Source organism: Salimicrobium halophilum (assembly GCF_900100295.1).
In the GTDB taxonomy this organism is placed as follows: domain Bacteria; phylum Bacillota; class Bacilli; order Bacillales; family Halobacillaceae; genus Salimicrobium; species Salimicrobium halophilum.
In genome coordinates, this window is record NZ_FNEV01000002.1 from 361,778 (window position 1) to 388,068 (window position 26,291).

Consider the following 26,291-nt stretch of genomic DNA (forward strand, 5'->3'; position numbering starts at 1 on the left):
GGTCCGGGGAAGTATCGGAGAGGGATGGAAAGGTTTTTTTGTTGATAAAAAATAGATGAAATATTAAGAACGACAGGAGGATGATGAACATGAGAGCCAGTGCAGAGCCGAAACCGAAACAGGAGGCGGAACCGATTGTGAAGACAGGTGCAGATCTATTGGTGGAGGCGTTGATCAGTCAGAAAGTGGAAACGATCTTCGGTTATCCGGGAGGTGCTGTTCTTCCGATCTATGATGCCTTGTACCGCGCCAAGGGAAGCTTCGATCATGTTCTTCCAAGACATGAACAGGGAGGCATCCATGCTGCAGAAGGGTATGCACGTGTTTCCAGGAAGCCGGGGGTAGTCATCGGAACATCCGGACCCGGGGCGACGAACCTTATTACCGGTATCGCTGATGCTATGATGGACTCCCTTCCACTCGTTGTATTCACCGGTCAGGTGGCCAAAAGCGTAATCGGAACCGACGCTTTCCAGGAATCGGACGTTATGGGAATCACCACACCGATCACAAAACACAACTACCAGGTGCAGGACCTCGAAGATTTGCCACGCATTGTTAACGAGGCATTCCACATTGCATCCACCGGGCGTCCGGGACCGGTCGTTGTGGATATCCCGAAAGATATCTCCTCTACCGTCTATGAAAAGGATGTACAGAGCGAATTTCATCTTCCGGGATATCAACCGACAATCAAACCGAATCCGCTTCAGGTCAACAAACTGCGCGAAGCTCTCGTCATTGCCAAGAAACCCGTCGTTCTGACAGGAGCAGGAATCCTTCACGCAGGAGGATCTGATGCGTTGATGAAGTTCGTGGAGAATTACGATCTTCCGGTGACTTCTACATTGCTCGGTCTGGGTGCGTTTCCGGGACACCATCACCGCTTCCTCGGGATGGCAGGAATGCACGGCACATACGCCGCCAACATGGCACTGTATGAATGTGACCTTCTAATCAATATCGGCGCTCGTTTTGATGATCGATTAACAGGGAACCTGAAGCACTTCGCTCCGAATGCGAGAATTGCTCACATCGATATCGACCCTGCGGAAATCGGGAAAAACGTGACGACGGAAATTCCGATCGTATCGGATGCGAAGAAGGCGATCGAGAAATTGAACGATCTCGAACCGGCTACCCTCGATCATCAGGAATGGGTAGATAAACTTGAAAGTAACAAACAGAACTATCCATTGTGGCATAACGATTCGGAAGATGTAATTCTGCCACAGTATCTATTAAGGAAAGTACATGAATTTACAGATGGAGAAGCGGTCGTAACGACAGATGTCGGCCAGCACCAGATGTGGGCGGCTCAGTACTATACCTTCAATCGGCCGGACCGCTGGGTCACTTCTGGCGGACTTGGTACGATGGGCTTCGGCTTCCCGGCAGCGATCGGAGCACAAATAGCAGAGAAAGACTCTACCGTCGTGGCTATCGTCGGAGACGGCGGGTTCCAGATGACGATGCAGGAGATGTCGCTCCTTCAGGAACGCGGACTTCCGGTGAAAGTCATCATCGTCAACAACCAGGCGCTCGGTATGGTACGGCAGTGGCAAGAGAAATTCTATGACGAACGTTACTCCGAATCGATCATCGATACGCAGCCGAACTTCGTGAAGATGGCAGAAGCCTACGATTTGAACGGATATAAATTCGAAAGCGTTCAGGAAATCGATGAAAAGCTTGCCGATGTTCTGAATGATGACAAACCGGCCGTCATCGACTGCCGCGTCGTTCAGCAGGAGAATGTGTATCCGATGATTGCTCCTGGTAAAGGAAGCCATGAAATGATAGGAGTGATGAAGCCATGAAACGAATAATAACCGCTACGGTGCACAACCGGAGCGGGGTGCTGAACCGGGTGACCGGACTGCTCGCCAAACGGCAGTTCAACATCGAAAGCATCTCCGTCGGTCGGACGGAAACAGAAGGAGTTTCCAAGATGACCTTCGTTGTGGATGTGGAGGATGAAAGGAAACTCGAACAGCTCTCCAAACAATTGAACAAACAAATCGATGTCATCAAAGTATCAGACATCACGGATAAGCAGATTGTGGCGAGAGAGCTCGCTATGGTCAAAGTATTGACGACGCCCCAGCAACGGGGAGAATTGCAGGCGATCATCGAACCGTTCCGTGCAAGCATCATTGATGTAAGCAAAGAGAGCATGACGGTTCAGATCACCGGGGATTCAGACAAAGTCGATGCGATGATCGAACTCTTAAGGCCATATGGGCTGAAAGAGCTTGCAAGAACCGGCGTGACGGCCTTCACAAGAGGGCAACAGCGCCAGCAGACAGAAATGAAACCATATTCTATTCTTAACTAAACCAGAGGAGGATGTTTAACATGACAACAGTTTACTATCACAACGATATCAATGCAGAGGTACTACAAAATAAAAAGGTTGCCGTTATCGGCTATGGTTCTCAGGGTCACGCGCACGCACTGAACCTGAAAGAGAGCGGGTTCGACGTAGTTGTAGGTCTTCGTAAAGGGAAATCCTGGGACAAAGCGGAACAGGACGGCGTGGAAGTGAAAACAGTAGCGGAAGCGACGAAGGCAGCGGATGTCATCATGGTACTACTTCCGGATGAATACCAGCCGCAGATCTTCGAAGAGCACATCAAACCGAACCTTGAAGCAGGAAACGCTCTGGCTTTCGCCCATGGCTTCAATGTTCATTTCAACCAGGTGGTACCGCCATCAGACGTAGATGTATTCCTCGTAGCACCGAAAGGCCCGGGACATCTTGTACGTCGTACGTTTGAAGAAGGCGCAGGTGTACCGGCACTGATCGGAATCGAGCAGGATCCATCCGGTCAGGCGAAAGAAGTCGCTCTTGCATATGCAAAAGGAATCGGTGGCGGCCGTGCCGGCGTACTGGAGACAACATTCCAGGAAGAAACGGAAACGGATCTATTCGGAGAACAGGCGGTCCTATGTGGTGGACTATCGAACCTTGTCAAAGCAGGATTCGAAACACTGACAGAAGCAGGGTATCAGCCGGAAGTCGCTTACTTCGAATGTCTCCACGAACTCAAGCTTATCGTGGATCTTATGTATGAAGGCGGACTTGAGAACATGCGTTATTCCGTATCCGATACGGCACAGTGGGGTGACTTCGTATCCGGTCCTCGCGTCGTAAACGACGAAACGAAAGCACGCATGAAAGAAGTTCTTGAAGATATCCAGACCGGTAAATTCGCGAAAGGCTGGATCCTTGAGAACCAGGCGAACCGTCCGGAATTCGAAGCGATCAACAACCGTGAAAGCAATAGTCAGATCGAAGAGGTGGGTCGTGAGCTGCGCAAGTTGATGCCGTTTGTGAAAGGCAAATCCGAAAAGGAAAAGGAAGTGGTGAATAATGGCTGATGTGAATGTTTTCGATACGACACTTCGAGACGGAGAGCAATCCCCAGGGGTGAACTTGAACCGTCTGGAAAAGCTCGAAATCGCGAAACAGCTGGACCGCTTCGGTGTGGACATCATGGAGGCCGGATTCCCGGTCTCCTCCACCGAGGATTTCGAATCGGTGAAAGAAATCGCTCAAACGGTGAAGAACGCATCTGTCACAGGGCTAGCCCGCTGTCATAAGAAAGATATCGACGCCTGCTGGGACGCTTTGCAATATGCTGCTGAGCCACGGGTTCACGTATTCCTTGCCACTTCTCCGATTCACATGAAATATAAGTTGATGAAAACGGAAGACGAAGTCATCGATCAGGCCGTTGAAGCCGTCAGCTATGCGAAAGAACGTTTCACACACGTCCAGTGGTCAGCAGAAGATGCTTCCCGCTCGGATCTTGATTTCCTTGTCCGTATCATCGAAAAAGTGATTGATGCCGGAGCGACAGTCATCAACCTTCCTGATACGGTGGGATATACGACACCTGCAGAGTACGGAGCGATGTTCCGCTACATCAAGGAAAACGTTCCGAACGTAGAGAAAGTGGATTTGTCCGCTCACTGCCACGATGATATGGGGATGGCGGTCAGTAATACGATTGCAGCTATCGAAAATGGAGCTACGCAGATCGAAGGAACGATCAACGGTATCGGCGAACGTGCCGGGAATGCTGCAATCGAAGAGGTAGCGATCGCTCTTGAAATCAGAAAAGATTACTATAAGAAAGACTTGAGCATCAACTTGAGAGAAACGAAGCGTACGAGTGATCTTGTATCCCGTCTTACCGGCATGGTCGTACCAGGCAACAAAGCGGTTGTCGGACGTAATGCATTCGCTCATGAGTCCGGCATCCACCAGGATGGTGTATTGAAAGAAGCTTCCACTTATGAAATCATCACACCTTCCATGGTTGGAATCGATTCCAATAACCTGGTACTCGGAAAGCATTCCGGACGTCATGCATTCACGGATAAAGCGGAAGAGCTCGGCTTCTCGAACCTTCCGGAAGATAAGTTGAAAGATGCGTTCGCAGCTTTCAAAGATCTGACAGGGAAGAAGAAAGAAGTGACGGACGAAGATATCTTCGCCATTCTGACAGATAAGCAGACGGAAATGGGAGACCTTCCTCAGTATAAAATGCACGCGTTCCAGGTGCATTACGGGAACTTGAGTCGCCCGACAGCGACGGTCATGCTGACGCGTCCGGACGGGGAGCAAGTGGAAAAAGCCCATACTGGTGAAGGTAGTGTCGAAGCACTTTATAACACTATTGATGAACTTGTAGATGAAGATATCCATCTTGAAGACTATCAGCTGAGTTCGATCGGCCGAGGCCGCGATGCATTGGCTGAAGTGCACGTACAGATGACGATCAACGGAGTGAAATCATCAGGAAGAGGATCGGCGCAGGATGTGTTAGAAGCATCGGCGAACGCATTCCTGAATGCAGTGAACCGTACACTTTACAAACATCGCGTGCCAGTGAAAGAAGCATAAGGAGGGGACCTTGATGAACAAACATATCGTGTTGTTGCCGGGAGACGGCATCGGAAAAGAGGTAATGAAAGCGGCGAGGCTCACATTAGAGGCTGTCGCGGAGAGGAACGGGCATACGTTTACATTTGAAGAGCAGCTGATCGGTGGAGCGGCTATCGACGAGAGAGGTACGCCGCTCCCTGATGAAACAGTGGATGCAGCAGGAAAAGCGGATGCTGTCCTTCTCGGTGCCGTAGGTGGCCCGAAATGGGACCATCTTCCAGGAGCTGAGCGTCCGGAGAAAGGACTATTAGGCATCCGGAAACAACTCGGTCTGTTTGCGAATCTCCGTCCTGTCAAAGGATTCAAACAGCTGCTTCATGCTTCTCCGTTAAAGCAGGAAGTAGTGGAGAACAGTGATTTACTCATCGTCCGTGAACTGACAGGTGGTCTGTACTTCGGACGACCGCAGAAACGTACAGAAGATGGAACCGGTGTAGTCGACACCCTTCAATATACCCGAAAAGAGATTGAGCGAATCGTCGAACAGGGTTTTGAGAGTGCGAGAAAACGCCGGAAGCAATTGACATCCGTCGACAAAGCGAACGTTCTTGAGTCGAGCCGAATGTGGAGAGAAGTAGTCGAGGAGAAAAAGGAGAAGTACCCGGACGTGGAAGTCGAGCATATGCTCGTCGATGCAGCTGCTATGAAGCTTGTCACGAACCCTGCAGCGTTCGACGTCATTGTAACGGAAAACATGTTTGGAGATATTCTGAGTGATGAAGCGAGTGTACTCACAGGATCACTTGGACTGCTTCCTTCTGCAAGTCTCAGAGAAGACGGTGTAGGCCTGTATGAACCGGTTCACGGATCTGCTCCTGATATCGCGGGAGAAGATAAAGCGAATCCACTGGCGATGATTCTATCGACAGCGATGATGCTTAAGCATTCTTTCGACATGGAGAAAGAAGCCGATCATATCGAAAAAGCCGTCCAGGAAGTGCTGGATGCCGGATACCATACCGGGGATCTTTCCGTGACGAACGGAACTGTACTCGGATGCGAAGCCATGACTAAGAAAGTGATCGAACAGATCACTTCAGAAGACACAACAGCCAACATTATGCGTTGCTATACGTGAGGGAAAGGAGAGAACTGGCATGAGTCAACCGAAAACGATCATCGAAAAAATTTGGGATAAACACGTAGTACACCAGGAGGAGGGCAAGCCGGATCTCCTTTATATCGACCTGCATCTCGTCCATGAGGTCACGTCCCCGCAAGCATTTGAAGGCTTACGGATGGCCGGACGCAGCGTACGCCGTCCGGAATTGACATTCGCCACAATGGATCACAACGTACCGACGATCCACAGGAATGTGATCAAGGATGCCATCTCCAAAAAGCAGATGGAAACGTTGAAAGAGAACTGTGAAGACTTCGGTGTATCCCTTGCTGATATCCATCACCCGGACCAGGGGATCGTCCACGTCATTGGACCCGAGCTGGGGCTTACCCAGCCAGGAAAGACGATTGTGTGCGGTGATAGCCATACGTCCACGCACGGGGCATTCGGTGCCCTTGCCTTCGGAATCGGTACGAGTGAAGTGGAGCACGTCCTTTCTACACAAACGTTATGGCAGGCTCCGCCGAAAACACTCCAGGTGAAGGTGAATGGAAATCTTCGTACAGGTGTCACAGCTAAAGACCTCATTCTTGCCATCATCGCAAAGTTCGGTGTCCGTTTCGGCACGGGCTATGTTATGGAGTATACGGGAGAGGCGATCCGCAACCTTTCCATGGAAGAAAGGATGACGATCTGTAACATGTCCATCGAAGCCGGGGCACGCGCCGGTTTGATTAGCCCTGATGAGAAAACGGTGGATTTCGTGGAAGGACGTCGTCACGCTCCTGAGGGGGAAGACTTCGAACGGGCGAAAGAAGAATGGCTGGCGCTCGCTACAGACGAAGGAGCGACGTACGACTCTACCGTGGAAATCAATGCAGACGAAATTGAACCGCAGGTCTCCTGGGGAACGAACCCTTCCCAGTGTGTACCAGTATCTGCGACGGTACCGGATCCTGAAGAAGTCGAAGAAGATGCGGACGGCGTCCGTCGTGCTCTTGAGTACATGGGTCTTAAGCCGAACCAGTCAATCGAATCGATTGAACTGCAGCACGTATTCATCGGTTCCTGTACGAACTCCCGGGTTGCTGACTTGAGAAAAGCGGCAAGCATCATCGAGGGGCGTAAAGTACACGAAGGCATCCGTGCCATGGTCGTTCCCGGTTCCTTTACGGTGAAAAAGGAAGCAGAAGAAGAAGGATTGGATAAAATCTTTACAGACGCCGGCTTCGAATGGCGCTCTGCAGGTTGCAGTATGTGTCTCGGGATGAACGACGATATCGTTCCACCAGGCGAGCACTGTGCCTCCACATCCAACCGTAACTTCGAAGGCCGTCAGGGGAATGGGGCAAGGACCCATCTCGTCAGTCCTGAAATGGCTGCAGCAGCAGCGATCGAAGGACACTTCGTCGATGTAAGAAAATACGACCAGCTGGTGAAGGGGTGAGAACATGGAAGCATTCGTAAAACACACGGGTCTTGTCTACCCGTTGAACCGTTCGAATATCGATACCGATCAGATCATTCCGAAGCAGTTCCTGAAGCGGATTGAACGGAAAGGTTTTGGGAAATTTCTTTTTTATAACTGGCGTTACGATGATGATGGGAATCTTCGTGAAGACTTTTCATTGAATTACCCGGAGTATGATAACGCGTCTATCATGGTGGCTGGAGAGAATTTCGGCTGCGGTTCCTCAAGGGAACACGCGCCGTGGGCGATCCAGGATTACGGCTTCCGCGTCGTCATCGCACCCAGCTTCGCTGACATTTTCTACAGCAACTGTTTCAAAAACGGGATTCTTCCTGTACCACTTGCGGAAGAAGAAGTGCAGCAGATCATCGAACATGCGGAGAAAGAACAGTATCATATAACTGTCGATCTAGAGAGCCAGGAAGTCTATGCTGAAGACGGCTGGTCGGCATCCTTTGAAATCAGTGAGTATCACAAAAACATGCTGTTGAACGGGTGGGATGAAATCTCTGTCACGTTGACATATGAAGATGCCATCACCGCTTTCGAACAGAATAAAGCTTAACGGGAAGAACTCTCCTTTTCCAGGGAGGGTTCTTTATTTTGGAAAAATAATCTTTCTAATAATTGAGAATAATTTTCATTGACTTTCTCTTCCGTTTTTCGTACGATAGATTAAGAATGAGAATGCTTATCAATTACATAAAATGGAGGAGAGAGACATATGAGAAAGACTTGGCTATTCATGATTGTCGCCCTATTTGCTGTAGTTCTTGCAGCGTGTGGAGGCAACGAAGATCAGGAAACAGAAGAAGGAACGGATGAGAACGGATCCGCAGAAGAAACGGAAAGTGATAGTTCCGGAGATACACGCAGTGTAACCATCGAAGATGCTACAGGAGAAAAGACGATCGAAGGTACCCCTGAAAAGGTCGTCGTCCTGGAGTGGACGTATGCGGAATATCTTCAGGCTCTTGATATGCAGCCTGCCGGTGTTGCTGATAAAGAAGGCTTCGGAAATTGGGTGGATACAGGCATTGAACTCGGTGAAGAGGTAGAAGACGTCGGGACACGTCAGGAGCCGAACCTCGAAGCGATTTCGCGTCTCGATCCTGATCTGATTGTCGGTGTACAGTTCCGTCATGAAGGAATCCAGGATCAGTTGGAAGAGATCGCCCCTACCGTCATGTTCGCTCCATATTCGGAAGAGAGTGCCCAGGATCAGATGGCAGCAATGAAATCCGAATTCAACACGATGGGACAGATTCTAGGGAAAGAAGATATGGTAAGTGAGCGTCTGGATGAGATGGAGAATCATTTCGCCAGCGAACAGGAACGCTTAGAAGAAGCGGGCGTCCAGGATATCAATTATGTGATGACCCAAGCGTTCACATCTCAGAATACACCTACCCTGCGTCTGTTTACGGATAATTCGATGGTTGCGAAAATCATGGGCAACTTGGGACTGGAAAACGCCCACTCCTCAGAAGAACTTCAGATTTACGGATATACACAAACAACGGTAGAGACGTTGCAGAACTACCAGGATGCTCATTTCTACTATATTGTACAGGAAGAGGATAACATCTTCTCCAATCAATTAGCCGGGAATCCGGTCTGGGAAGAGCTGAACTTCGTACAGGAAGGTCGTACGTATCAGATGCCGGGAGATACATGGACATTCGGCGGTCCGATTTCTGCTGAAAAATTGGCGACGCAAGTCGTTGATGCTACAATTGAAGGAAATCAGGAATAAGTAAGCAGGTAAGGCGCGCAGGTTGTTGCGCGTCTTTCTGCTGATTCATGAAGGAATGAAGCTATATGCAATTCGATTGGAAAACAGTATGGAAGACCTCGCTCACATTCGGGGGAGGGCTTCTTTTTCTCTTTTTACTTACATGGATACATATAAATCAGGGGAATGTGTCGATTCCGGTGATGACGGTATTGGAGGCTGTGTTCTTCCCTGAAGATACCCTTGAACATCATACCGTACGCATACTCCGGATGCCGAGGGCTATGATGGGGATCGTCGCAGGGGGAGCGCTGGCTGCCTCCGGGGTCATATTGCAGACCGTAACGAAGAACCCGTTATCTTCGGCGAGTACGCTGGGGATCCATTCCGGAACATACTTCGCCGTCGTCGTGACGACGATCTTTTTTCCGTTCGCTCTCTTTCTGAACGGAATCGTCACTGCATTCATCGGCGGGGTGGTCACCTTCCTTATCGTATACATTCTTTCTGGAGCAGGGAATGCGACACCTGTACGTATGGTGCTTGCAGGAATGATTGTCACATTTCTATTCTCATCCCTCACAAGTGTTCTGCAGATCTTTTATGAGAATGAAACGCAAGGGTTGTTCTTATGGGGATCAGGGACACTTGTCCAGAATAATTGGGACGGGGTACAGTTCGCACTCCCTGTGGTGGCTATCGCTTTTCTTATCGCTTTGGGGTATGCCAGGAAGCTTGATACATTGACGCTCGGCGATGAAGTGGCTACGGCTCTCGGTCAAAACGTCCGCTCCGTAAAGTTCATAACCATCATCGTAAGTGTGCTGCTCACATCCGTGACCGTAAGTGTCGTAGGACCAATCGGGTTCATAGGTCTCGTGGCTCCGCATATCATCAAACTCATCGGCTTCCGCTCCCATTTCACCCTTCTATTAGGTTCATTTTTGTGGGGAGCGAATGTCCTGTTGATGGCAGACGTGCTAGCTCGGATCATCGACCCCTCTTTTTCGGAATTACCAGTCGGTGCCATCACTGCTTTGATAGGAGCACCATGGCTCATCTGGCTTGTCCTTCGCATGAAAGCCGGTGGTGCTTCGGATGGAGGAGCGGTGATGGCAGGTTCGTCTCTTGTCCAGATACGGCTTCGTGTTCTTTTACCGATCTTTGCAGGTCTTGTCCTGCTGACGGTATTCGTGAGTATGTCTACGGGCAACTATGGGTTCGAACCCGGGCAGACATTTGCTGTCTTTCAAGGAACAGCCGAATCCTTCATCCAGACCTTTATCTTGGAACTCAGACTCCCTCGTGCGATTGTCGCTTTCACCAGTGGGGCGATATTGGCTGTCAGTGGCTTGATCTTTCAAGGGGTGCTAAGGAACCCGCTAGCTGACCCTTCTGTTATAGGAATCACCTCAGGGGCAGGCGTAGGGGCGTTGCTTACGATGTACGTCTTTTCCGTTTCTGCTGCCTGGATTCCTGTCGGAGCAATGGTCGGAGCGATCGTCTTTTTCTTCATCGTTATGATCCTCGGTGCTAAAATGGACTTTCAGCCGACGATGCTCGCTCTCTTAGGGATAGGTGTAAGTGCATTCGGACAGGCAATCATCCAGATTCTTGTCGTCCGTGCCGACATGGGCGTGGCATCTGCACTCACGTGGCTATCAGGTACGACGTATGCCAAAGGGTATGGAGAATTGTTCACCTACCTCGTCTGGCCGGTGTTGTTATTTATTCCGGTTTTGTTTTTCTATATCAAAACGCTGGATGTTCTTGGGCTTGGCGATGATACGGCAAAAGGACTCGGTCTGAACGTACGCTCGGTGCGCTTCCAGATGGCATTGATTGCGACACTTCTTGCGGCAAGCAGTGTGGCAGCGGTCGGGTCTATCGGTTTCATCGGCCTGATCGCTCCTCATGCCGCAAGACTTTTCGTCGGTACCGTCAATCAGCGTCTGCTCCCGGTGGCGATGATGATCGGAGGGCTGCTTCTCGTCGTAGCGGATCTTTTCAGCCGGACGCTTCTCGCACCTGCGGAGATTCCTTCGGGGATTCTTGTCGCCGTCATCGGAGCCCCGTACTTTCTATGGCTGATGAAGCGGAGAGCCGCATGAGTATGGTATGATGAGACAAAATGTAGTTATAAAACTCGGAAGTAGGAGTGGTGTCACGAATGAAGATTCCATATATCAAAGGACATGGATCGGATAACGATTTTATTATGATTGATGAACGTAAGCTCGAGGAGACACTTTCGGATGATGATAGAAGAGAGATGGCCCTTCTGCTGTCCGATCGTCTCGAAGGAGTAGGGTCCGACGGGATACTGTTCATCCTTTCCAGTGAAAAAGCCACCGCACGCATGCGCATGTTCAACTCGGATGGCACCGAGGCGGAAATGTGCGGGAATGGACTCAGGTTAGTCGCCCGTTATGTAATAGAGGAAACGGGAGAAGACAAAGTGGATATCGAGACGGAAAAAGCGGTACTCGATGTGGAGAGAGTAGAGGAGATCTACGAAGGAATCGATACGTTCTCTGTAGCGATTGAACCGGTTTCCTTCCGAACAGATACACTTCCGATGACCTGGAACGAGGAAGAAGCCAGGGAAGTGGAGATCAGTGCTCTTACCGAAGATCAGACATTCACTGCTTTAAGCGTTCCGAATCCCCATGTCGTTTCTGTTCTTGATGATTACGAAGAAAAGGAGCTTGAAAGAATCGGGGAACTGGCGAATAATCTGCCTGACGTTTTTCCGAACGGCGTAAATGTAAGCTTTGTGAAACCGGTCAGGAAAAACGAAATCTTCGTCCAGACGTATGAACGTGGTGTGGGGCTCACCAATGCTTGCGGGACGGCCATGTCCGCTTCGAGCATCGTTTCTGTCCTTGTAGCTGGGAATGATTTGAAAACCCCGATCACGGTGATGAACAAAGGCGGGATGGTCCAATGCGTCGTTCATAAGAATGATGATTACCGTGTAGAGCTTCGGGGAAATGCTACGTATGTGTACGAAGCGGAATTGACCGTCGATCTCGCATCGCAGTCATTCGAAGAGTCGCCTCGACATGTGCATAAAGATGAGAATGAACGTTATGAACAACTCAGAGAGTATGCCAAGTCTCAAGGGAGGTAAGTACGATGATCGAAACGATTAAAGTATCTACATCTTCTCATAGTGAGATGGTGGATATCACGTCTCAAATTACCGAATGTATAGGGAAGCGTGAGTTGAAAGATGGCATCGTCGTAGTCCAGTCGATGCACACGACGGCAGGGATCACCGTCAACGAGAATGCGGATCCCGATGTGAAGACGGATATGTTGAGGCGTTTCGATGAAGTTTATCCATGGGAGCATCGAAAAGACCTGCATGCGGAAGGGAATACGGCTTCTCACATGAAGACGAGCACCGTCGGTCATTCCCAGACGCTCATCGTAGAGGATGGTAGTCTTGTACTTGGAACGTGGCAGGGTGTCTACTTCTGTGAATTCGATGGACCAAGAACAAGGAAAGTCGTTGTGAAGATGATCGAAGGATGAAAGCGTAAAACCTCCGAACGGATTGTTCGGAGGTTTTTTTAATATTACTTACTGGTGATGAATTGTTCTGCTTCTGTTGAGCCTGACAGAGCAGTTGTAGAGGAGGTCCCTCCGGAGATTGCCATCGAAACTTCATCAAAGTACCCGGTACCTACTTCACGCTGGTGTCTTGTTGCCGTATACCCATTTTCCTCTGAAGCGAATTCCGCCTGCTGCAGTTCGGAATAAGCTGCCATGCCTTCCATTTTGTATTTACGGGCAAGCTCAAACATGCTGTGATTCAACGCATGGAATCCTGCAAGCGTAACGAACTGGAACTTGTAGCCCATTTTCCCGAGTTCCACCTGGAATTGTTCGATGGTCTCCTGATCGAGTTTCTGTTCCCAGTTGAAGGAAGGAGAACAGTTGTAAGCAAGCATTTTGTTCGGGTACTTCTCGTGAATCGCGTCTGCAAATTTCTTCGCTTCTTCGAGATTCGGTTCGGATGTTTCACACCAGATCAAGTCGGCATAAGGCGCGTAAGCGAGACCTCGGGAGATCGCCTGGTCGATACCTGGAGTCGTGCGGTAAAATCCTTCGGCACTTCGTTCACCGGTAAGGAATTCATGGTCATACGGGTCAGCATCACTCGTAATAAGGTTTGCAGCGTTTGCATCCGTGCGGGCGATGATGACGGTCGGGACATCCATCACGTCAGCAGCAAGACGAGCGGAAATCAGATGACGAACAGCGGTTTGCGTCGGCTGCAGAACTTTCCCGCCGAGGTGTCCGCATTTCTTCTCGGAAGCAAGCTGGTCTTCGAGGTGTACACCAGCTGCGCCGGCTTCAATCATCGATTTTGCCAGTTCGAATACATTGAGCGGCCCGCCGAAACCTGCTTCCATATCAGCGACGATCGGAGCAAACCAGTTCTTCTCTCCATTTCCTTCAGCATGCTCGATCTGATCGGCCCGCTGGAATGTCTGATTGATTCGTTTCACTACATGCGGCACGCTGTTCGCAGGGTAAAGGCTCTGATCGGGGTACATTTGTCCGGAAAGGTTCGCATCTGCAGCTACCTGCCACCCACTTAGATAAATCGCTTCCAGCCCCGCCTTGACCTGTTGCATCGCCTGGTTCCCTGTCAAAGCTCCGAGAGCCGGTACGAAATCACGGTTGTGAAGCAAGTTCCATAGGCGTTCTGATCCCATACGGGCAATCGTCTGCTCTATGACTACAGATCCTCGTAGTTTAATAACCTCTTCTGCACTGTAGGGGCGTTCTACTCCTTCAAAACGCTCACTGTTCCATTTGTTTTCCAACTGTTCGATCTGTTCTTTTCTGTTCATATTCATCTCTCCTTAGAAAAATTGGATACAGGTACAATCCTGTTTATTATGATTTGTTATATAACAGTATGATTAAAAAATAAAGGCCAGGAGACGAGGGGGGACCCTGCGTCTCCGAAAAGTTATGAATTACCGTCAGCGTCACTGCAGCACTCAATCGCTTCCTTATGGCTGGTATGGTCCATCCCACATCTGTGACAAGAGTTGCTCAAGTTTTGATACGTTTTCATAATAATCTCCTCCTTAAATGGTTTGGGAAAACTGATTAGCCTTAAACTGAAGACGGCGTTTGTGCAAAATCGGTTCGGTGTAGCCGTTTGGCTGCTGATCACCAAGGAACACAAGGTCGGAAGCGGCCTGAAAAGCGATAGACTGTTCGAAATTCGGGGACATCGGTCGATAATTCGGGTCGTGTTCATTTTGTCTGTCTACGACTTCTGCCATCTGTTTCATCACTTCCTGAACCTCCTCTTTTGCAATGACATCGTGCTTGATCCAGTTGGCAATGTGCTGACTGGAAATGCGGAGGGTTGCTCTGTCTTCCATGAGTCCCGTGTCGTGGATATCAGGGACTGTTGAACAACCGATACCCTGTTCGACCCAGCGTACGACATACCCGAGAATTCCTTGAGCGTTATTCCGTACTTCCTGCATAATTTCCTCTTTGTCTTCCGGAGGGGAGGCTACCGGAATTTCCAGCATTTCCTGTGTCCGATCCTCATCCGGGATCTTTTTCTGTATATCCGGAACATAAGTTTCGTGATAGTGCATGGCATGAATCGTAGCCGCTGTCGGGGAAGGGACCCATGCGGTGTTTCCGCCGGCTTTCAGGTGACTGATCTTCTCCTCGAGCATCGCTTTCATTTCTGCAGGTTTCGCCCACATGCCTTTTCCTATCTGTGCCTGTTTGATAAAACCTGTGTGAATCCCTGTACGGACATTGGATGCTTCGTAAGCGTTGAGCCAGGTGCTTCCTTTCATCGCCCCCTTTTTGATCACCGGCCCTTTCTCCATGGACGTGTGGATTTCATCGCCGGTCCGGTCGAGAAAGCCGGTGTTGATGAATACGATGCGATTCTTCACTTCATGAATACAGTTGTGAAGGTTCAAAGAGGTTCGTCGTTCTTCATCCATAACCCCGATTTTTATGGTGTATCTCTCGAGTTCCAGAATATCTTCGATGTAGTTCAAGATTTCGTTCGTGAAGGCGACTTCTTTTGATCCGTGCATTTTCGGTTTTACGATATAGATCGAGCCTTCTTTGGAGTTATTCCTTAGCTCCAGGTCGTGCATGGCAATCAGACTTGTGAAAAAGCTGTCGAGAAGGCCTTCGAATACCGGTTCGTTGTTCCGGTCCAGAACAGCGTGATTCTTCATCAGGTGTCCGACGTTACGTATGAGCATGAGGGAGCGGCCCTTCAATGTTATTTCTTCATCCTCGGGCGTACGATAGTTCCGATCGGCTTTTAGACTACGTTTCATCAGCTCTCCGTTTTTCTTGAAGGTAGTACTCAGGTCTCCTTTGATAAGTCCGAGCCAGTTCCGGTAAGCGCTCGTTTTATCTTCAGCATCCACGCAGGCTACGGAGTCTTCGCAGTCCATGATGGTTGTGAGTGCCGATTCGAGCTGGATATCTTTGATGCCCGCATCGTCGATCTGTCCGACCGGATGGTTCCGGTCGAATTGTAATTCAACGTGTAGATCGTTGTGTTTTAGTAATATGGCCTGAGGCTTGCGGCAGTCTCCCTGGCACCCGATATAAGCCTCCGGTTTTTTCAACTTCTGTCTGGATTGATCGGAGAGTTCGACGCAAAGCTCTCCGTTTACGACAGCGTAGCGGATGGAATTCTGATGACTTCCTCCTTTTAGAGGGAACCACTCGTCGAGACGCTGGCGCCCCTGTTTTATTACTTCGCGTCCTCTTTCCGGATTATAGGAACTCCCTTTTTCTATTCCGGGGGATTCCGGGATGAAATCCGTACCGTAATAGGCGTCGTATAAGCTGCCCCATCGGGCGTTTGCAGCATTCAGAACATATCTTTGATTTGTGAGCGGGACGACTAGTTGTGGTCCGGCCTGATCTTTCATTTCCGGATCCACGTTCTTCGTTTCGATGGTGAATTCAGGTTTCTTTTCCTCTAAGTAACCGATGGAAATAAGGAATTCCTCGTAAGATTGTGAAGGGGAGGAAGTATGATATTCATCGATAGCCTGTTGCAATTCCCTTCTTGTATTCAATAACTGTTCATTCCTATCGGAGAAACGGTCGAGAAGTGATGAAAGCCCTCCCCAAATTTGGTTGGATGAAACAGGGAGCGAAGGTAGCACTTCCTGTTCTATAAACTGATGTAACACAGAATCGATCCGGTAATTCCCGAGCGGCTGGTAAGCGGCCAAGGTAAGTCCTCCTTTGTTTACTGTGATTAAGAATCAACTGTTTCATAACAGTTTTATTTGTTAATTCGTATTATATAACAACACAGCGTTAAGTCAACAGGTATTTTGAAAAAATTTAGAAAATTTATTTAATTCGTGTGCTGTCTTAAAACAGAAGAGATAAAACGGGTGTTGTCTGATCACAAAATTTTATTTATAATCAGAAAATATATATGATTAGCCTAGAGTGGAACTGGGTATTTATATAGTAAATCTACATACGAAAGGAAGTATTATATTATGGCTGAAGAAGCGAAAAAGAATTGGAAGTTGGTACTCATGTTAGATAGTAGAAGAGAAGTAAAACATGAGCTGGAGTTAAGTGAAGAGATGGACCAGCGGGAAGCCACAGAATTCGTAACGAAACAGTTGGAGCGTGACAGCTGGTGGTTCCTGGAGAGCGGAGTAGCTGTATATACGAATGCTGTAGAAGCCTTTTATCTTGAAGGTGCGGCCGAGTTGACAAAGTTTAATATTAACTGAGCTATTTCGGTTCACAAGAAAAACCGCTGAATAAGAACCCGGGACTGCAGGGATGACCTGTAATCCCGGGTTCTTTTCATTTGGAAACGTAGAATAGGGGCCAAAATTTAAAACAGAGGTTCATTTTTGCCTATGTGCGCATATTATAACCTTAACTAAAAAAGTTGCACTAGAGAAAAACTTTGTGTAAAATGAACATTGTTAAATCGACTAGAAGGAGGAAGTGAATATGGAAGGTGTGTTACTGGCGTTTGGGCTGACGCTCATGGCTGGTCTTGCAACAGGGATCGGAAGTATCCTGGCATTCTTTACATCGACGACGAATACGAAATTCCTATCACTGGCACTAGGATTTTCAGCTGGTGTAATGATATATGTATCTATGGTGGAAATATTTTTTAAAGCTCAGGAGTCATTGGTGGATGCGCTTGGTCAGGAAGGTGGGCAATGGTTGACGGCCGGAGCTTTCTTTGGCGGAATGGTTGTCATTGCTCTCATCGATAAACTTATACCTAAAGAAGGGAATCCTCATGAAGTGAAGAAAGTGGAGGATATGTCTAAGAGCGAATCTGAAATCAAAGACCCGGCTCTAATGAAAATGGGAGTGTTCACTGCTCTTGCAATAGCGATCCATAACTTTCCTGAGGGGATTGCAACATTCACTTCAGCTTTGCAGGATCCATCTCTCGGAATAGCCATTGCTATAGCCATCGCTATCCATAACGTACCGGAAGGGATTGCGGTTTCCGTTCCCATTTATTATGCTACAGGAAACAAAAAGCGCGCGTTCAAATTATCTTTTCTCTCCGGGTTATCCGAACCGATCGGAGCTATAGCGGCGTATTTGATTCTTATGCCTTTTCTGAATGATCTGATGTTCGGAATTCTTTTTGCCGGGGTAGCTGGGATCATGGTGTTCATATCCCTGGATGAACTGTTACCGGCATCGAGAAAATACGGGGAAGCTCACCTATCGATTTATGGGGTAGTTGCAGGAATGGTCGTCATGGCTGTAAGCCTCTTGTTGTTTATTTAAACTTTTGCTGAAAAAAGGGTTAATTTTTCTCCTTCTAAGGTATAGAGTAGTAAGGAACAGATAGGGGGCTGATGTTGAGATGAGAGAACCGGTAATGAAAGGTGCCGAAGCTTTTTACAAAGAAGGGAATGAAGTAGGGGTAATCGTTCTTCATGGCTTCACAGGAACTACCCAAAGTATGCGTCCACTTGCGGATGCTTTCGCAAAAGAAGGATACACCGTAGCCTGTCCTAAATTGATCGGGCATGGAACGACTCCTGAAGACATGGAACAGACGACTGCCGAAGAATGGATCCAGTCAGCGGAAAATGCCTATGCCTGGGTGAAGAATAAATGTGAACGTGTATTCGTGGTAGGATTATCCCTGGGAGGAACGCTCAGCCTGTACTTGGCTGCCAATAAGGAAATCGATGGTATAGCTGTCATCAATCCCGCGGTAGACGTACCCGAACTGGTGGCGATGGCGAAGTCAGAACTCCGATTTGTCGACTCGATCGGATCGGATATCAAGAAAGAAGGCGTAAACGAGTTGACTTATCACAAGACGCCGGTCCGGTCGCTGAAACATCTGCGTAATCTAATGTCCAAAGTGCATGAGCAATTAAGTGAAGTGAGGGCTCCGCTGATCGTATTCGTTTCTGAAGAGGATCATGTTGTTCCACCGGAGAATGGACAGATGGTGTTTGATATGGCATTTTCCGAAGAAAAAGAATTGGTGCACCTCGAAAACAGCTATCATGTAGCGACATTGGATAACGATCAGGATCTTATCATCGAGAGAAGCCTTGAGTTTTTCGATCGTCACATCAATGCGAAAGTGGAATAATTTTTGTACTTACATGAGACGTACGTTATAATGAAAGTAAGCAAAGAAAGCAAATAATAGAAAAGCCTTCAAGGGGAGCCTATGGCTGAGAGTGAACGTCTCGTTCAGACCCTTCGAACCTGTCAGTTAATACTGGCGTAGGGATGGCGGCTTTTTTTGATGGGCAATGCACGGGGATTTCCATCAGAAAGCCTGCCCCTCTTGAGCATTGCTTTTTTTGTGTCTTCAGAAAGGGGAGATACAATGCAACAACAACGGGTGTTATTTCTTGTGGAGGCAGCGATTTTTTCAGCGATTGCATTATTGCTTGATATCCTGCCGTTCTTGTCCATCAATCTTTGGTTCCAGGGAGGATCGATTTCATTTGCGATGATACCGGTCTTTCTCATGGCGTTTCGCTGGGGAATTTCCGGAGGAATGATTACAGGGCTGTTATTCGGGTTCTATCAATTGTTCACCGGGGCGTTCATCGTTCATCCCGTTCAGGCGTTTCTCGATTACATTGTTGCGTTCGCTGTCATCGGAACAGCAGGAATCGTTGCAACCAAAATCAAAAAGAATGCCAGAAATGATCATATGGAGCATGTTTTGACTTATGTGGTTTTGGGTACACTTATCGGAAGTACCCTCCGTTTTCTTTCTCATTTTGTTGCAGGTATGGTGTTTTTCGCTTCGTTGGCGGAAAATCAACCTGTGTGGCTCTATTCCCTCTTGTACAATGGGGGATACATGCTACCTTCTTTTATAGCAAGTGCTATTGTTATAAGTCTTCTTTTATGGAAGCGTCCACGCCTATTATTACGATTGTAATGAAAGCTCTGAACCTTGGAATCACAGGGTTCAGAGCTTTTTTGATGTCAGGAAAAGAAGGTCTTTGTTTCATTATGATAAACATTTGTAACATAAACGTAACGTTCACAGCCGGAATTTTTTGATACACTGTGTTCAGTGCTCGAAAAAAGGAAATAAAAAATAAAGATAAATAGAAAAAAGAGAGAAGAAAAACATTGGGGAATAGGAGTGGAAAGTCATTATGTTGAAGAAAGTCTTATTTTTTGTAGCGATCGCTTTTGTAACTGTCCTCGTTCTGCCGTCGAAAGAAGCAGACGCAGCTTCTGAAGAAAAACTTCACAGTATTTCGAAACAATACATAGGTGTCCCTTATGTATTCGGGGGTACCACACCGAGTGGATTTGACTGTTCCGGTTTCACGCAATATGTATTCGGTAAGATGGGAATTTCTATTCCAAGAGACACATTGAGTCAGTATGACACAGGTCAGTCCGTATCAAGATCGAACTTGCAAGAAGGAGATCTCGTATTCTTTAAAAATACCTATCGTCGAGGTATTTCTCACGTAGGAATCTATGCAGGCAACAACAAGTTCTATAACGCAACAAGCAGTCGCGGAATCCAACTCGTTTCTCTAAGCAATCCGTACTGGGGACCAAAATACGCTGGTGCTAAACGCGTTGCTTCCTTCTCTAATCAGGATGAAGTAGCAGCTAGCAAAGCTCCACTAAGCGATCTTTTCCCGGATCTTGCTGAAGATGATCCTGCATTCGAAGCGGTTAAATCATTGACTTCCCAAGATATCATCAGTGGTAACACAGATGGAACATTCCGTCCTGATGCAGATGTAACTCGTGAACAGGCTGCAGCCATCATCAATCGTTATTTCGATTATAGTGGCGAAGGACAAGGGTTCAAAGATGTATCTTCTAAAACAACTCGTTTTGAAGAAGATATCGAAGCTGTACAGGAAAAAGGTATCATCGGTGGTTTCAGTGACGGAACATTCCGTCCTAAAGAAAAAATGACAAAGTCTCAGATGGCATTGATCGTTCAACGTGCCTTCTCCCTAGAAGGATATGACATCACAGAAGCGGATGATATCTATGACAACGTTACACCTAGTTACCCTTTCTATAATGCAGTTGTTCTTTTGAATGCTATTGACACTACTACTGTTTTTGAAACGAACTTTATGGATGTTACAGATAATGCATCCCGTGCAGAGTTCTCTACAGCAATCTTCAACGGTATTCAGACGCAATAACGAATAAACATTGCTATAGATGATTTCAATAATGTTATTCCCGCCAATCGAATAAATAAACGTAAAAATCGCAAGGATTCCTTGCGATTTTTTTTGTGCAAGTGAAAATAGAGAATATTATGTCGATACTACTATAGATGAAGATTGTAGGGGGGGGTTAGTTTGTCATCAAGAAGAAAATTCTACGAAAAAGGGATCCAGCGTCAGTTTCTGCTATCATTTATGACTCTTGTATTATTGACCGGTATCGTGGTGGCCGGTGTCAGTTATTGGATCAACCTTTCGAACACAGAAACCACAATGAAGGAGGATGTCGCCCAGCAGACCTCTCTCATGAATGATTCATTCCGCACTCTGTTTACAAGTATCGAACATAATACAGATACGGTTGCAGAAGAAGACATAGTGCAAAATGTGGAGGGTCAGAGAGAAGAAGTATTTGACCGGTTTGAAGCTATTCAGAAAGCACACCCTGATATATTGAATGTGTATATGGGGGTTTCTGAAAACCGAGAAATGCTTATCTATCCTGAGGCGGATCTAGGGGATGATTATGATCCAACGACGAGACCATGGTATAAGGAAGCGGTAGAACAACCAGGTGATGTTATCTGGACCAACCCTTATAAAGATGCGGCCTCCGGAGATACCATTGTCAGTGCTGCAAAAATGATTGAATCCGGGTCTGACACCTATGGAGTTTTTGCTATCGATTTCAGGGTCACATCTTTATTCGATTCCGTTCAAGCCGTCGAATTCGGCACGACTGGAAATGCGATGATCATCAACGAACAAGGTGTATATGTCTACCATCCGGACGATAAGCAGATTGGTAAGAGTTCGAATGAAGAGTTCTTCAGTACTCTTGATGAAGGAAAAGGTACTTTCACCTCAGAAAATGGAGGGGAAGAGAAAATCTTTTCTTATGTGACCAACGACCAGACGGGGTGGAAGATGGTCGGTGCTTTGCCTTTATCTGATATATACGCATCGAGCAATGAAATTATTACACCTATAGTTATTACATTGCTTATCATTTTTGTGGTTTCATTTGTTCTTGCTTACTTCTTGACGAAACGTCTGACGACTCCTGTCCAAAAACTACAGGAAGCTATGGAGCGTGCAGGGAACGGGGACCTGACAGCAACAGCTATCATTGACCGTAATGATGAAATCGGTGATTTATCCAAGAGTTACACGTTGATGCTTGAATCGATCCGCAATCTACTTGGAAAAGTGAATACAGCGTCCGAGCGGGTGCAATCGTCCTCTGAAAATGTTGTGGCGAATGCCGAAGAGAATGCCGCTTCTGCTGAAGAAATTTCCAATGCGATCCAGGAGATTGCCGGAGGTGCTCAGCATCAGGCAGAGCGGATGGAGGACAGTGTCTCATCAGCAGATGACTTGTCGAAATCGATTGATGAAGCGGTTGAGCGAAGTGAACGAATGAAAGAGCGCTCTGATGAATTGTCAGGACGTTCCAAAGAAGCGATGGCGATCATTGAACGGTTGAGAAATCAGTCGAATAAAACGGATGCTGTGACAGGAGAGATGAAAGACGCAATTGAAGAGCTGCGTCAAAGTTCTGATAATGTAAACAGTGTTGTGGGTACAATCTCCGGTATCGCCGGACAAACGAATCTTCTCGCATTAAATGCTGCCATTGAAGCTGCCCGGGCCGGGGAAGCAGGGAAAGGGTTTGCGGTTGTCGCAGACGAAGTAAGGAAACTTGCCGAACAATCGGAATCAGCCCTTGGAGATGTGTCTGCGATGATTGAGCAGATGAGGAAACGTACGTACGACATCGTGGACCTGATAGAAGATACGACAGAAGTAGTCCAAGAACAAAAAGGTGCTGTGGATGAGACGGAAGCGTCTTTTGAAGATCTGTTTGCACACATAACTGAAAGCGTTGTAAGTATGGATGAAATTTTAGACGAAATGAAGACAATGAATAAGAAGAAAGATGACGTAACTACGCACATCAACGAAATCAGTAGTGTAACGGAACAAACGGCAGCTTCTTCTGAAGAAGTGTCAGCTTCTGTGCAAGAAAGTCAGGCAGCTATGGAACAGTTGAACCATTTGGCTGAAAGTCTTGAGGGCGTATCTTTCGATATGCAGAAGGAGTTGCAAAGGTTCAGGCTTGAAGCGGAAGAGCAGAGCGAAGAATAAGAGAAAGCGAGGCCTCCTACGGCCTCGCTTTTTTATCATAGTAGCTGTTTACGGACATTCCGGAAGCTTTTGCGGACCTGCATGCCGATTTTCAGGACTTTCGACATAATTCGACGCTCATTTGCGTACCTGCAGAAGATTATTGAGGACCTCCGGTAATTTTCTAAGCGGGATGTCTCCGCTTTTCATTTTTAAAAATAAGAGAAGAAGAACCAGCCGATCATGATCAGTTGAATGACGAATTTGGCGATGGTGCCGCTGAGGAATCCGAATAGGGTTCCGACTGCTGCACGGAATGCTTTGTCCGGTTGCTTTTCCAAAAGAAATTCTACGAGAAGTACCAGGACAAACGGGACGATTAGGATACCGAAGGGTGGGATGATGAATGAGCCGATGATAACCCCCACTACAGCTGTCCATTCTCCCCATTTGCTTCCCCCGTACTTTTTCACGAATATACTGTTGGCAATCATATCTGAAACGATCAATAGAAGAGTAAGTATTACTGCTCCGATCCAGAACCATAGAGAGAGACTCCCTTGAAGCCATATACTTAAAAGAAATCCTGCCCATAACACGAGAGGGCCCGGGATAATGGGAAAGATGAGACTTACGAAGCTCAAGGTGAATAAAACGATAATAAGTGTCCATAACAATATTTCCATCGTTGCACTCCTTTCTTATCTCATTGTACGTGAGTATTCTCAACTGTCCAGAGAAAATTCTTCGTGATTTTCCCTGTGACTTATATATAATGGAAGAAAAGGGGGACAAGGAGTCATGAAATCGTGGAACTGGAAAAAAATATGGTTAAGAATCGGTTTAGGAACAGTAATTCTGCTGCTTGCGGTTGTTTTGTTTGTCTTCATTTATGTTCAGCGTACCCTGCCAGATACGAACGGAGAAATTTTTTTGGAAGCGTTATCATCGGAGGTAAGTGTAACAAGAAACGAAGAAGGAGTCCCTCATATAGAGGCTGATTCACTAGAGGACTTATATATGGCGCAGGGGTATGTCCAGGCCCAGGACCGTCTCCTGCAAATGGAGCTCTCACGGCGTCAGGCCTCCGGGGAATTAAGTGAAATAATCGGTTCAGCTACTATAGATCAGGATAAATTCTTTCGCTCTTTAGGGCTTCGTAGAGCGGCGGAGGCTTCTCTCGAAGATTATTCACAGGAAGGGAGAGCGGCTCTTGAAGCTTTTGCCGAAGGAGTGAATACCTACATAGAAAAAGCGGATCGAGAAAATAGCCTGCCTCCTGCTTTCACTTTGTTGGGATCCAAACCGGAGCCCTGGACACCTGTCGACTCTTTGACGATAGGGAAATTTATGGCTCATGATCTTGGCGGTCACTGGGAACGGCAGGCGTTCCAATATTACGCCATGAACAATTTTACAGAAGAGAAAGCGGAGGAAATAATGGCTTATTATCCGGAGAACAAGCCGAAAGTCCTTGAAGATACGTCTCTGGACATCGCCGGAGACTTCCGTAATGCCTCTTTGCCGCATCCTTTCAATGGAAGTAACAACTGGGTGGTGAGCGGAGAACGAACGGAATCGGGGAATCCCGTCTTAGCTGATGATCCACACCTTGGAATCGCCACGCCATCCATTTGGTATCAGATGAAGCTGAGCGGTCCTGATCATGCAGTGAGTGGAGTCATTTTTGCTGGCGTACCCGGGATTATCCTAGGTCATAATGAGGACGTGGCCTGGGGGGTTACGAATGTCGGTCCTGATGTTCAGCAGCTGTATGTCGAAAGAAGAAACCCTGAGAACCCTGAACAATTTTTATATGAAGGGGAATGGGAGGATGCTGTCATCCATGAAGAACCTATTGAAGTAAGCGGTGGAGAAACGATTGATTATGAAGTAGTAGAAACGAGGAATGGACCGATCATCAATGAATTCTCAGAAGGTGCGGGAGAAGGGGAGGCACTATCTCTCCGCTGGACAGCCCACGATCCTTCCCGGGAACTCGAGGCAGTTCTTGATATTAACCGCGCGGATGACTGGGAGTCTTTCGAAAAAGGTCTGGAGAAATTTCATACACCTGCCCAGAACTTCGTTTTTGCTTCGAACGACGGAACGATCGCTTATAAAGCGAATGGAAAAATACCTATTTATGATAACCCCGCAGATTCTCAATTGCCGCTTCGAGGCTGGGTGGAGGAAGACCAGTGGGATGGGTTCATTCCTTTTAATGAACTGCCGAAAGTCGTCAACCCGGAAAAAGGATGGGTGGCCACGGCTAACAATAAAATCACAACGGATGACTACCCTTATCATATCAGCCATAACTGGGCGCAACCTTATCGTTATGAAAGAATCCAGGAAATGCTTGAAGAAGATAGTACTATCACTGTCGAAGACGTAAAGCGGATGCAGATGGATGTAAAAAATCTGCAGGCAGAAGAATTTACATCTTTTCTCGTAGAAGAGGTGAAGAGAGAGGGTTTATCAGACGGAGAGATTGCCGCACTCAGTCTGATGGAGGAATGGAATTTCGAGGATAACAAAGAATTATCGCAACCACTTATCTTCCATCATTGGCTTGATCAGATAGAGAACCTGTTGTATGCGGACATTCCCGAGGACATCAATTCTCTCTTTCACCGAAAAGCGCAGACGACCGATGAAATTCTGAGAGCCGAACAAAACGGTGAAGAGTCTGAGTGGATGAAGGAAGCAGGTGGAAAAGAAAAAGTGATCACTTCCGCTTTCCGACGAACATATAAAAAGTTGGAAATGGAATACGGCGCATCCGCATCGGACTGGGCTTGGGGAGATTTTCACCGGGTGGAATTCACTCATCCTTTATCTGATATAGCTTTTCTTGATCGATTTTACAATCGGAAAGACCCTCTTCCTGTCAGTGGGAGCAGGGTGACAGTTCGGGCAGCAGGGTTTGATGATAATGGTAAGGTGGATCACGGAGCATCGTGGAGGTACGTCATCGACACCAGTGATATGACGAAATCTCACCATATCGTAGGACCTGGTCAATCAGAACGGTTCAATAGCAAGTGGTATCATAGTCAGTATGAAGACTGGGTAGAAGGTGATTATCACGAAACGAACCTTTTAGAAGACACCGGCGAGGAGTTACTTCTGTTGCCGGAGGAATAATAGGATTGGAAGCACCTATTAATAGAACCCGAACTGCTCAAAGTTCGGGTTCT

21 protein-coding genes and 1 riboswitch are annotated in these 26,291 nt (G+C 47.4%); of the genes, 18 read left to right on the forward strand and 3 right to left on the reverse strand.

Annotated elements, in window-relative coordinates; genetic code table 11:
• Positions 1–89: 89 nt before the first annotated feature.
• The 11 genes from ilvB (at position 90) to BLQ44_RS05440 (ending at position 12,766) form a co-directional block, all read left to right on the forward strand.
• The gene (gene ilvB / locus BLQ44_RS05390) at positions 90–1,820 is read left to right on the forward strand and encodes a biosynthetic-type acetolactate synthase large subunit (protein WP_093192833.1); all 1,731 of its coding nucleotides are present in this window, start codon (positions 90–92) and stop codon (positions 1,818–1,820) included.
• Positions 1,817–2,338 carry an acetolactate synthase small subunit gene (gene ilvN / locus BLQ44_RS05395; RefSeq protein WP_093192835.1) on the forward strand — a complete coding sequence of 174 codons (522 nt, stop codon included), beginning with the start codon at positions 1,817–1,819 and terminating at the stop codon, positions 2,336–2,338. Before ilvB ends, ilvN begins: the two co-directional genes overlap by 4 nt.
• A 20-nt stretch (positions 2,339–2,358) precedes the next feature.
• Positions 2,359–3,384, forward strand: a complete 1,026-nt coding sequence (gene ilvC / locus BLQ44_RS05400) for a ketol-acid reductoisomerase (protein ID WP_093192836.1) — start codon at positions 2,359–2,361, stop codon at positions 3,382–3,384.
• Positions 3,377–4,915 (forward strand): 2-isopropylmalate synthase, encoded by a 1,539-nt coding sequence (locus tag BLQ44_RS05405; RefSeq protein ID WP_093192837.1) that lies wholly within the window; start codon positions 3,377–3,379, stop codon positions 4,913–4,915. The genes ilvC and BLQ44_RS05405 overlap by 8 nt, the downstream gene beginning before the upstream one ends.
• Before the next feature lie 13 nt (positions 4,916–4,928).
• Positions 4,929–6,035 (forward strand): 3-isopropylmalate dehydrogenase, encoded by a 1,107-nt coding sequence (leuB, locus tag BLQ44_RS05410; protein ID WP_093192838.1) that lies wholly within the window; start codon positions 4,929–4,931, stop codon positions 6,033–6,035.
• A 19-nt stretch (positions 6,036–6,054) separates the two neighbouring features.
• A complete protein-coding gene (gene leuC, locus BLQ44_RS05415; RefSeq protein ID WP_093192839.1) occupies positions 6,055–7,467 on the forward strand; it encodes a 3-isopropylmalate dehydratase large subunit in 1,413 nt (470 codons plus the stop codon).
• Between the two features lie 4 nt (positions 7,468–7,471).
• The gene (gene leuD, locus BLQ44_RS05420) at positions 7,472–8,056 is read left to right on the forward strand and encodes a 3-isopropylmalate dehydratase small subunit (RefSeq protein WP_093192840.1); all 585 of its coding nucleotides are present in this window, start codon (positions 7,472–7,474) and stop codon (positions 8,054–8,056) included.
• Between the two features lie 159 nt (positions 8,057–8,215).
• A complete protein-coding gene (locus BLQ44_RS05425; RefSeq protein WP_093192841.1) occupies positions 8,216–9,247 on the forward strand; it encodes an ABC transporter substrate-binding protein in 1,032 nt (343 codons plus the stop codon).
• Positions 9,248–9,312: 65 nt separating this feature from the next.
• On the forward strand, positions 9,313–11,337 hold the full coding sequence (locus BLQ44_RS05430) for an iron ABC transporter permease (RefSeq protein ID WP_093192842.1): 2,025 nt from the start codon (positions 9,313–9,315) through the stop codon (positions 11,335–11,337).
• Between the two features lie 59 nt (positions 11,338–11,396).
• Positions 11,397–12,359 carry a diaminopimelate epimerase gene (dapF, locus tag BLQ44_RS05435; protein ID WP_093192843.1) on the forward strand — a complete coding sequence of 321 codons (963 nt, stop codon included), beginning with the start codon at positions 11,397–11,399 and terminating at the stop codon, positions 12,357–12,359.
• Positions 12,360–12,364: 5 nt separating this feature from the next.
• Complete coding sequence (locus BLQ44_RS05440; RefSeq protein ID WP_093192844.1) at positions 12,365–12,766, forward strand: secondary thiamine-phosphate synthase enzyme YjbQ; 402 nt, start codon at positions 12,365–12,367, stop codon at positions 12,764–12,766.
• A gap of 44 nt (positions 12,767–12,810) precedes the next feature.
• Here BLQ44_RS05440 and aceA read toward each other — a convergent pair whose 3' ends face one another.
• Positions 12,811–14,094 (reverse strand): isocitrate lyase, encoded by a 1,284-nt coding sequence (aceA, locus tag BLQ44_RS05445; protein WP_093192845.1) that lies wholly within the window; start codon positions 14,092–14,094, stop codon positions 12,811–12,813.
• 243 nt (positions 14,095–14,337) lie between these two features.
• Positions 14,338–16,491, reverse strand: coding sequence for a malate synthase G (locus tag BLQ44_RS05450; protein WP_093192846.1), 2,154 nt, complete (start codon positions 16,489–16,491; stop codon positions 14,338–14,340).
• Positions 16,492–16,770: 279 nt separating this feature from the next.
• On the opposite strand from BLQ44_RS05450, the gene BLQ44_RS05455 reads away from it, so the two are divergent.
• The 6 genes from BLQ44_RS05455 to BLQ44_RS05480 all read left to right on the forward strand — a co-directional run bounded on the left by BLQ44_RS05455 (position 16,771) and on the right by BLQ44_RS05480 (position 23,109).
• Complete coding sequence (locus BLQ44_RS05455; RefSeq protein WP_093192847.1) at positions 16,771–17,013, forward strand: hypothetical protein; 243 nt, start codon at positions 16,771–16,773, stop codon at positions 17,011–17,013.
• A gap of 229 nt (positions 17,014–17,242) precedes the next feature.
• Entirely contained in the window at positions 17,243–18,049 is an 807-nt protein-coding gene (gene zupT / locus BLQ44_RS05460) for a zinc transporter ZupT (protein ID WP_093192848.1), read from the forward strand.
• Positions 18,050–18,128: 79 nt separating this feature from the next.
• Positions 18,129–18,875, forward strand: a complete 747-nt coding sequence (locus BLQ44_RS05465; RefSeq protein WP_093192849.1) for an alpha/beta hydrolase — start codon at positions 18,129–18,131, stop codon at positions 18,873–18,875.
• A 61-nt stretch (positions 18,876–18,936) separates the two neighbouring features.
• Positions 18,937–19,036, forward strand: a riboswitch (TPP riboswitch).
• A gap of 82 nt (positions 19,037–19,118) precedes the next feature.
• On the forward strand, positions 19,119–19,685 hold the full coding sequence (gene thiT / locus BLQ44_RS05470; protein WP_093192850.1) for an energy-coupled thiamine transporter ThiT: 567 nt from the start codon (positions 19,119–19,121) through the stop codon (positions 19,683–19,685).
• Positions 19,686–19,908: 223 nt separating this feature from the next.
• The gene (locus tag BLQ44_RS05475) at positions 19,909–20,934 is read left to right on the forward strand and encodes a C40 family peptidase (RefSeq protein WP_093192851.1); all 1,026 of its coding nucleotides are present in this window, start codon (positions 19,909–19,911) and stop codon (positions 20,932–20,934) included.
• A 162-nt stretch (positions 20,935–21,096) separates the two neighbouring features.
• Positions 21,097–23,109, forward strand: coding sequence for a methyl-accepting chemotaxis protein (locus tag BLQ44_RS05480; protein WP_093192852.1), 2,013 nt, complete (start codon positions 21,097–21,099; stop codon positions 23,107–23,109).
• Between the two features lie 191 nt (positions 23,110–23,300).
• Here the strand turns inward: BLQ44_RS05480 and BLQ44_RS05485 are convergent, their stop codons facing one another.
• Entirely contained in the window at positions 23,301–23,774 is a 474-nt protein-coding gene (locus BLQ44_RS05485; RefSeq protein WP_093192853.1) for a DUF456 domain-containing protein, read from the reverse strand.
• Positions 23,775–23,889: 115 nt separating this feature from the next.
• On the opposite strand from BLQ44_RS05485, the gene BLQ44_RS05490 reads away from it, so the two are divergent.
• On the forward strand, positions 23,890–26,238 hold the full coding sequence (locus BLQ44_RS05490) for a penicillin acylase family protein (RefSeq protein ID WP_093192854.1): 2,349 nt from the start codon (positions 23,890–23,892) through the stop codon (positions 26,236–26,238).
• The last annotated feature ends 53 nt before the right edge of the window (positions 26,239–26,291 follow it).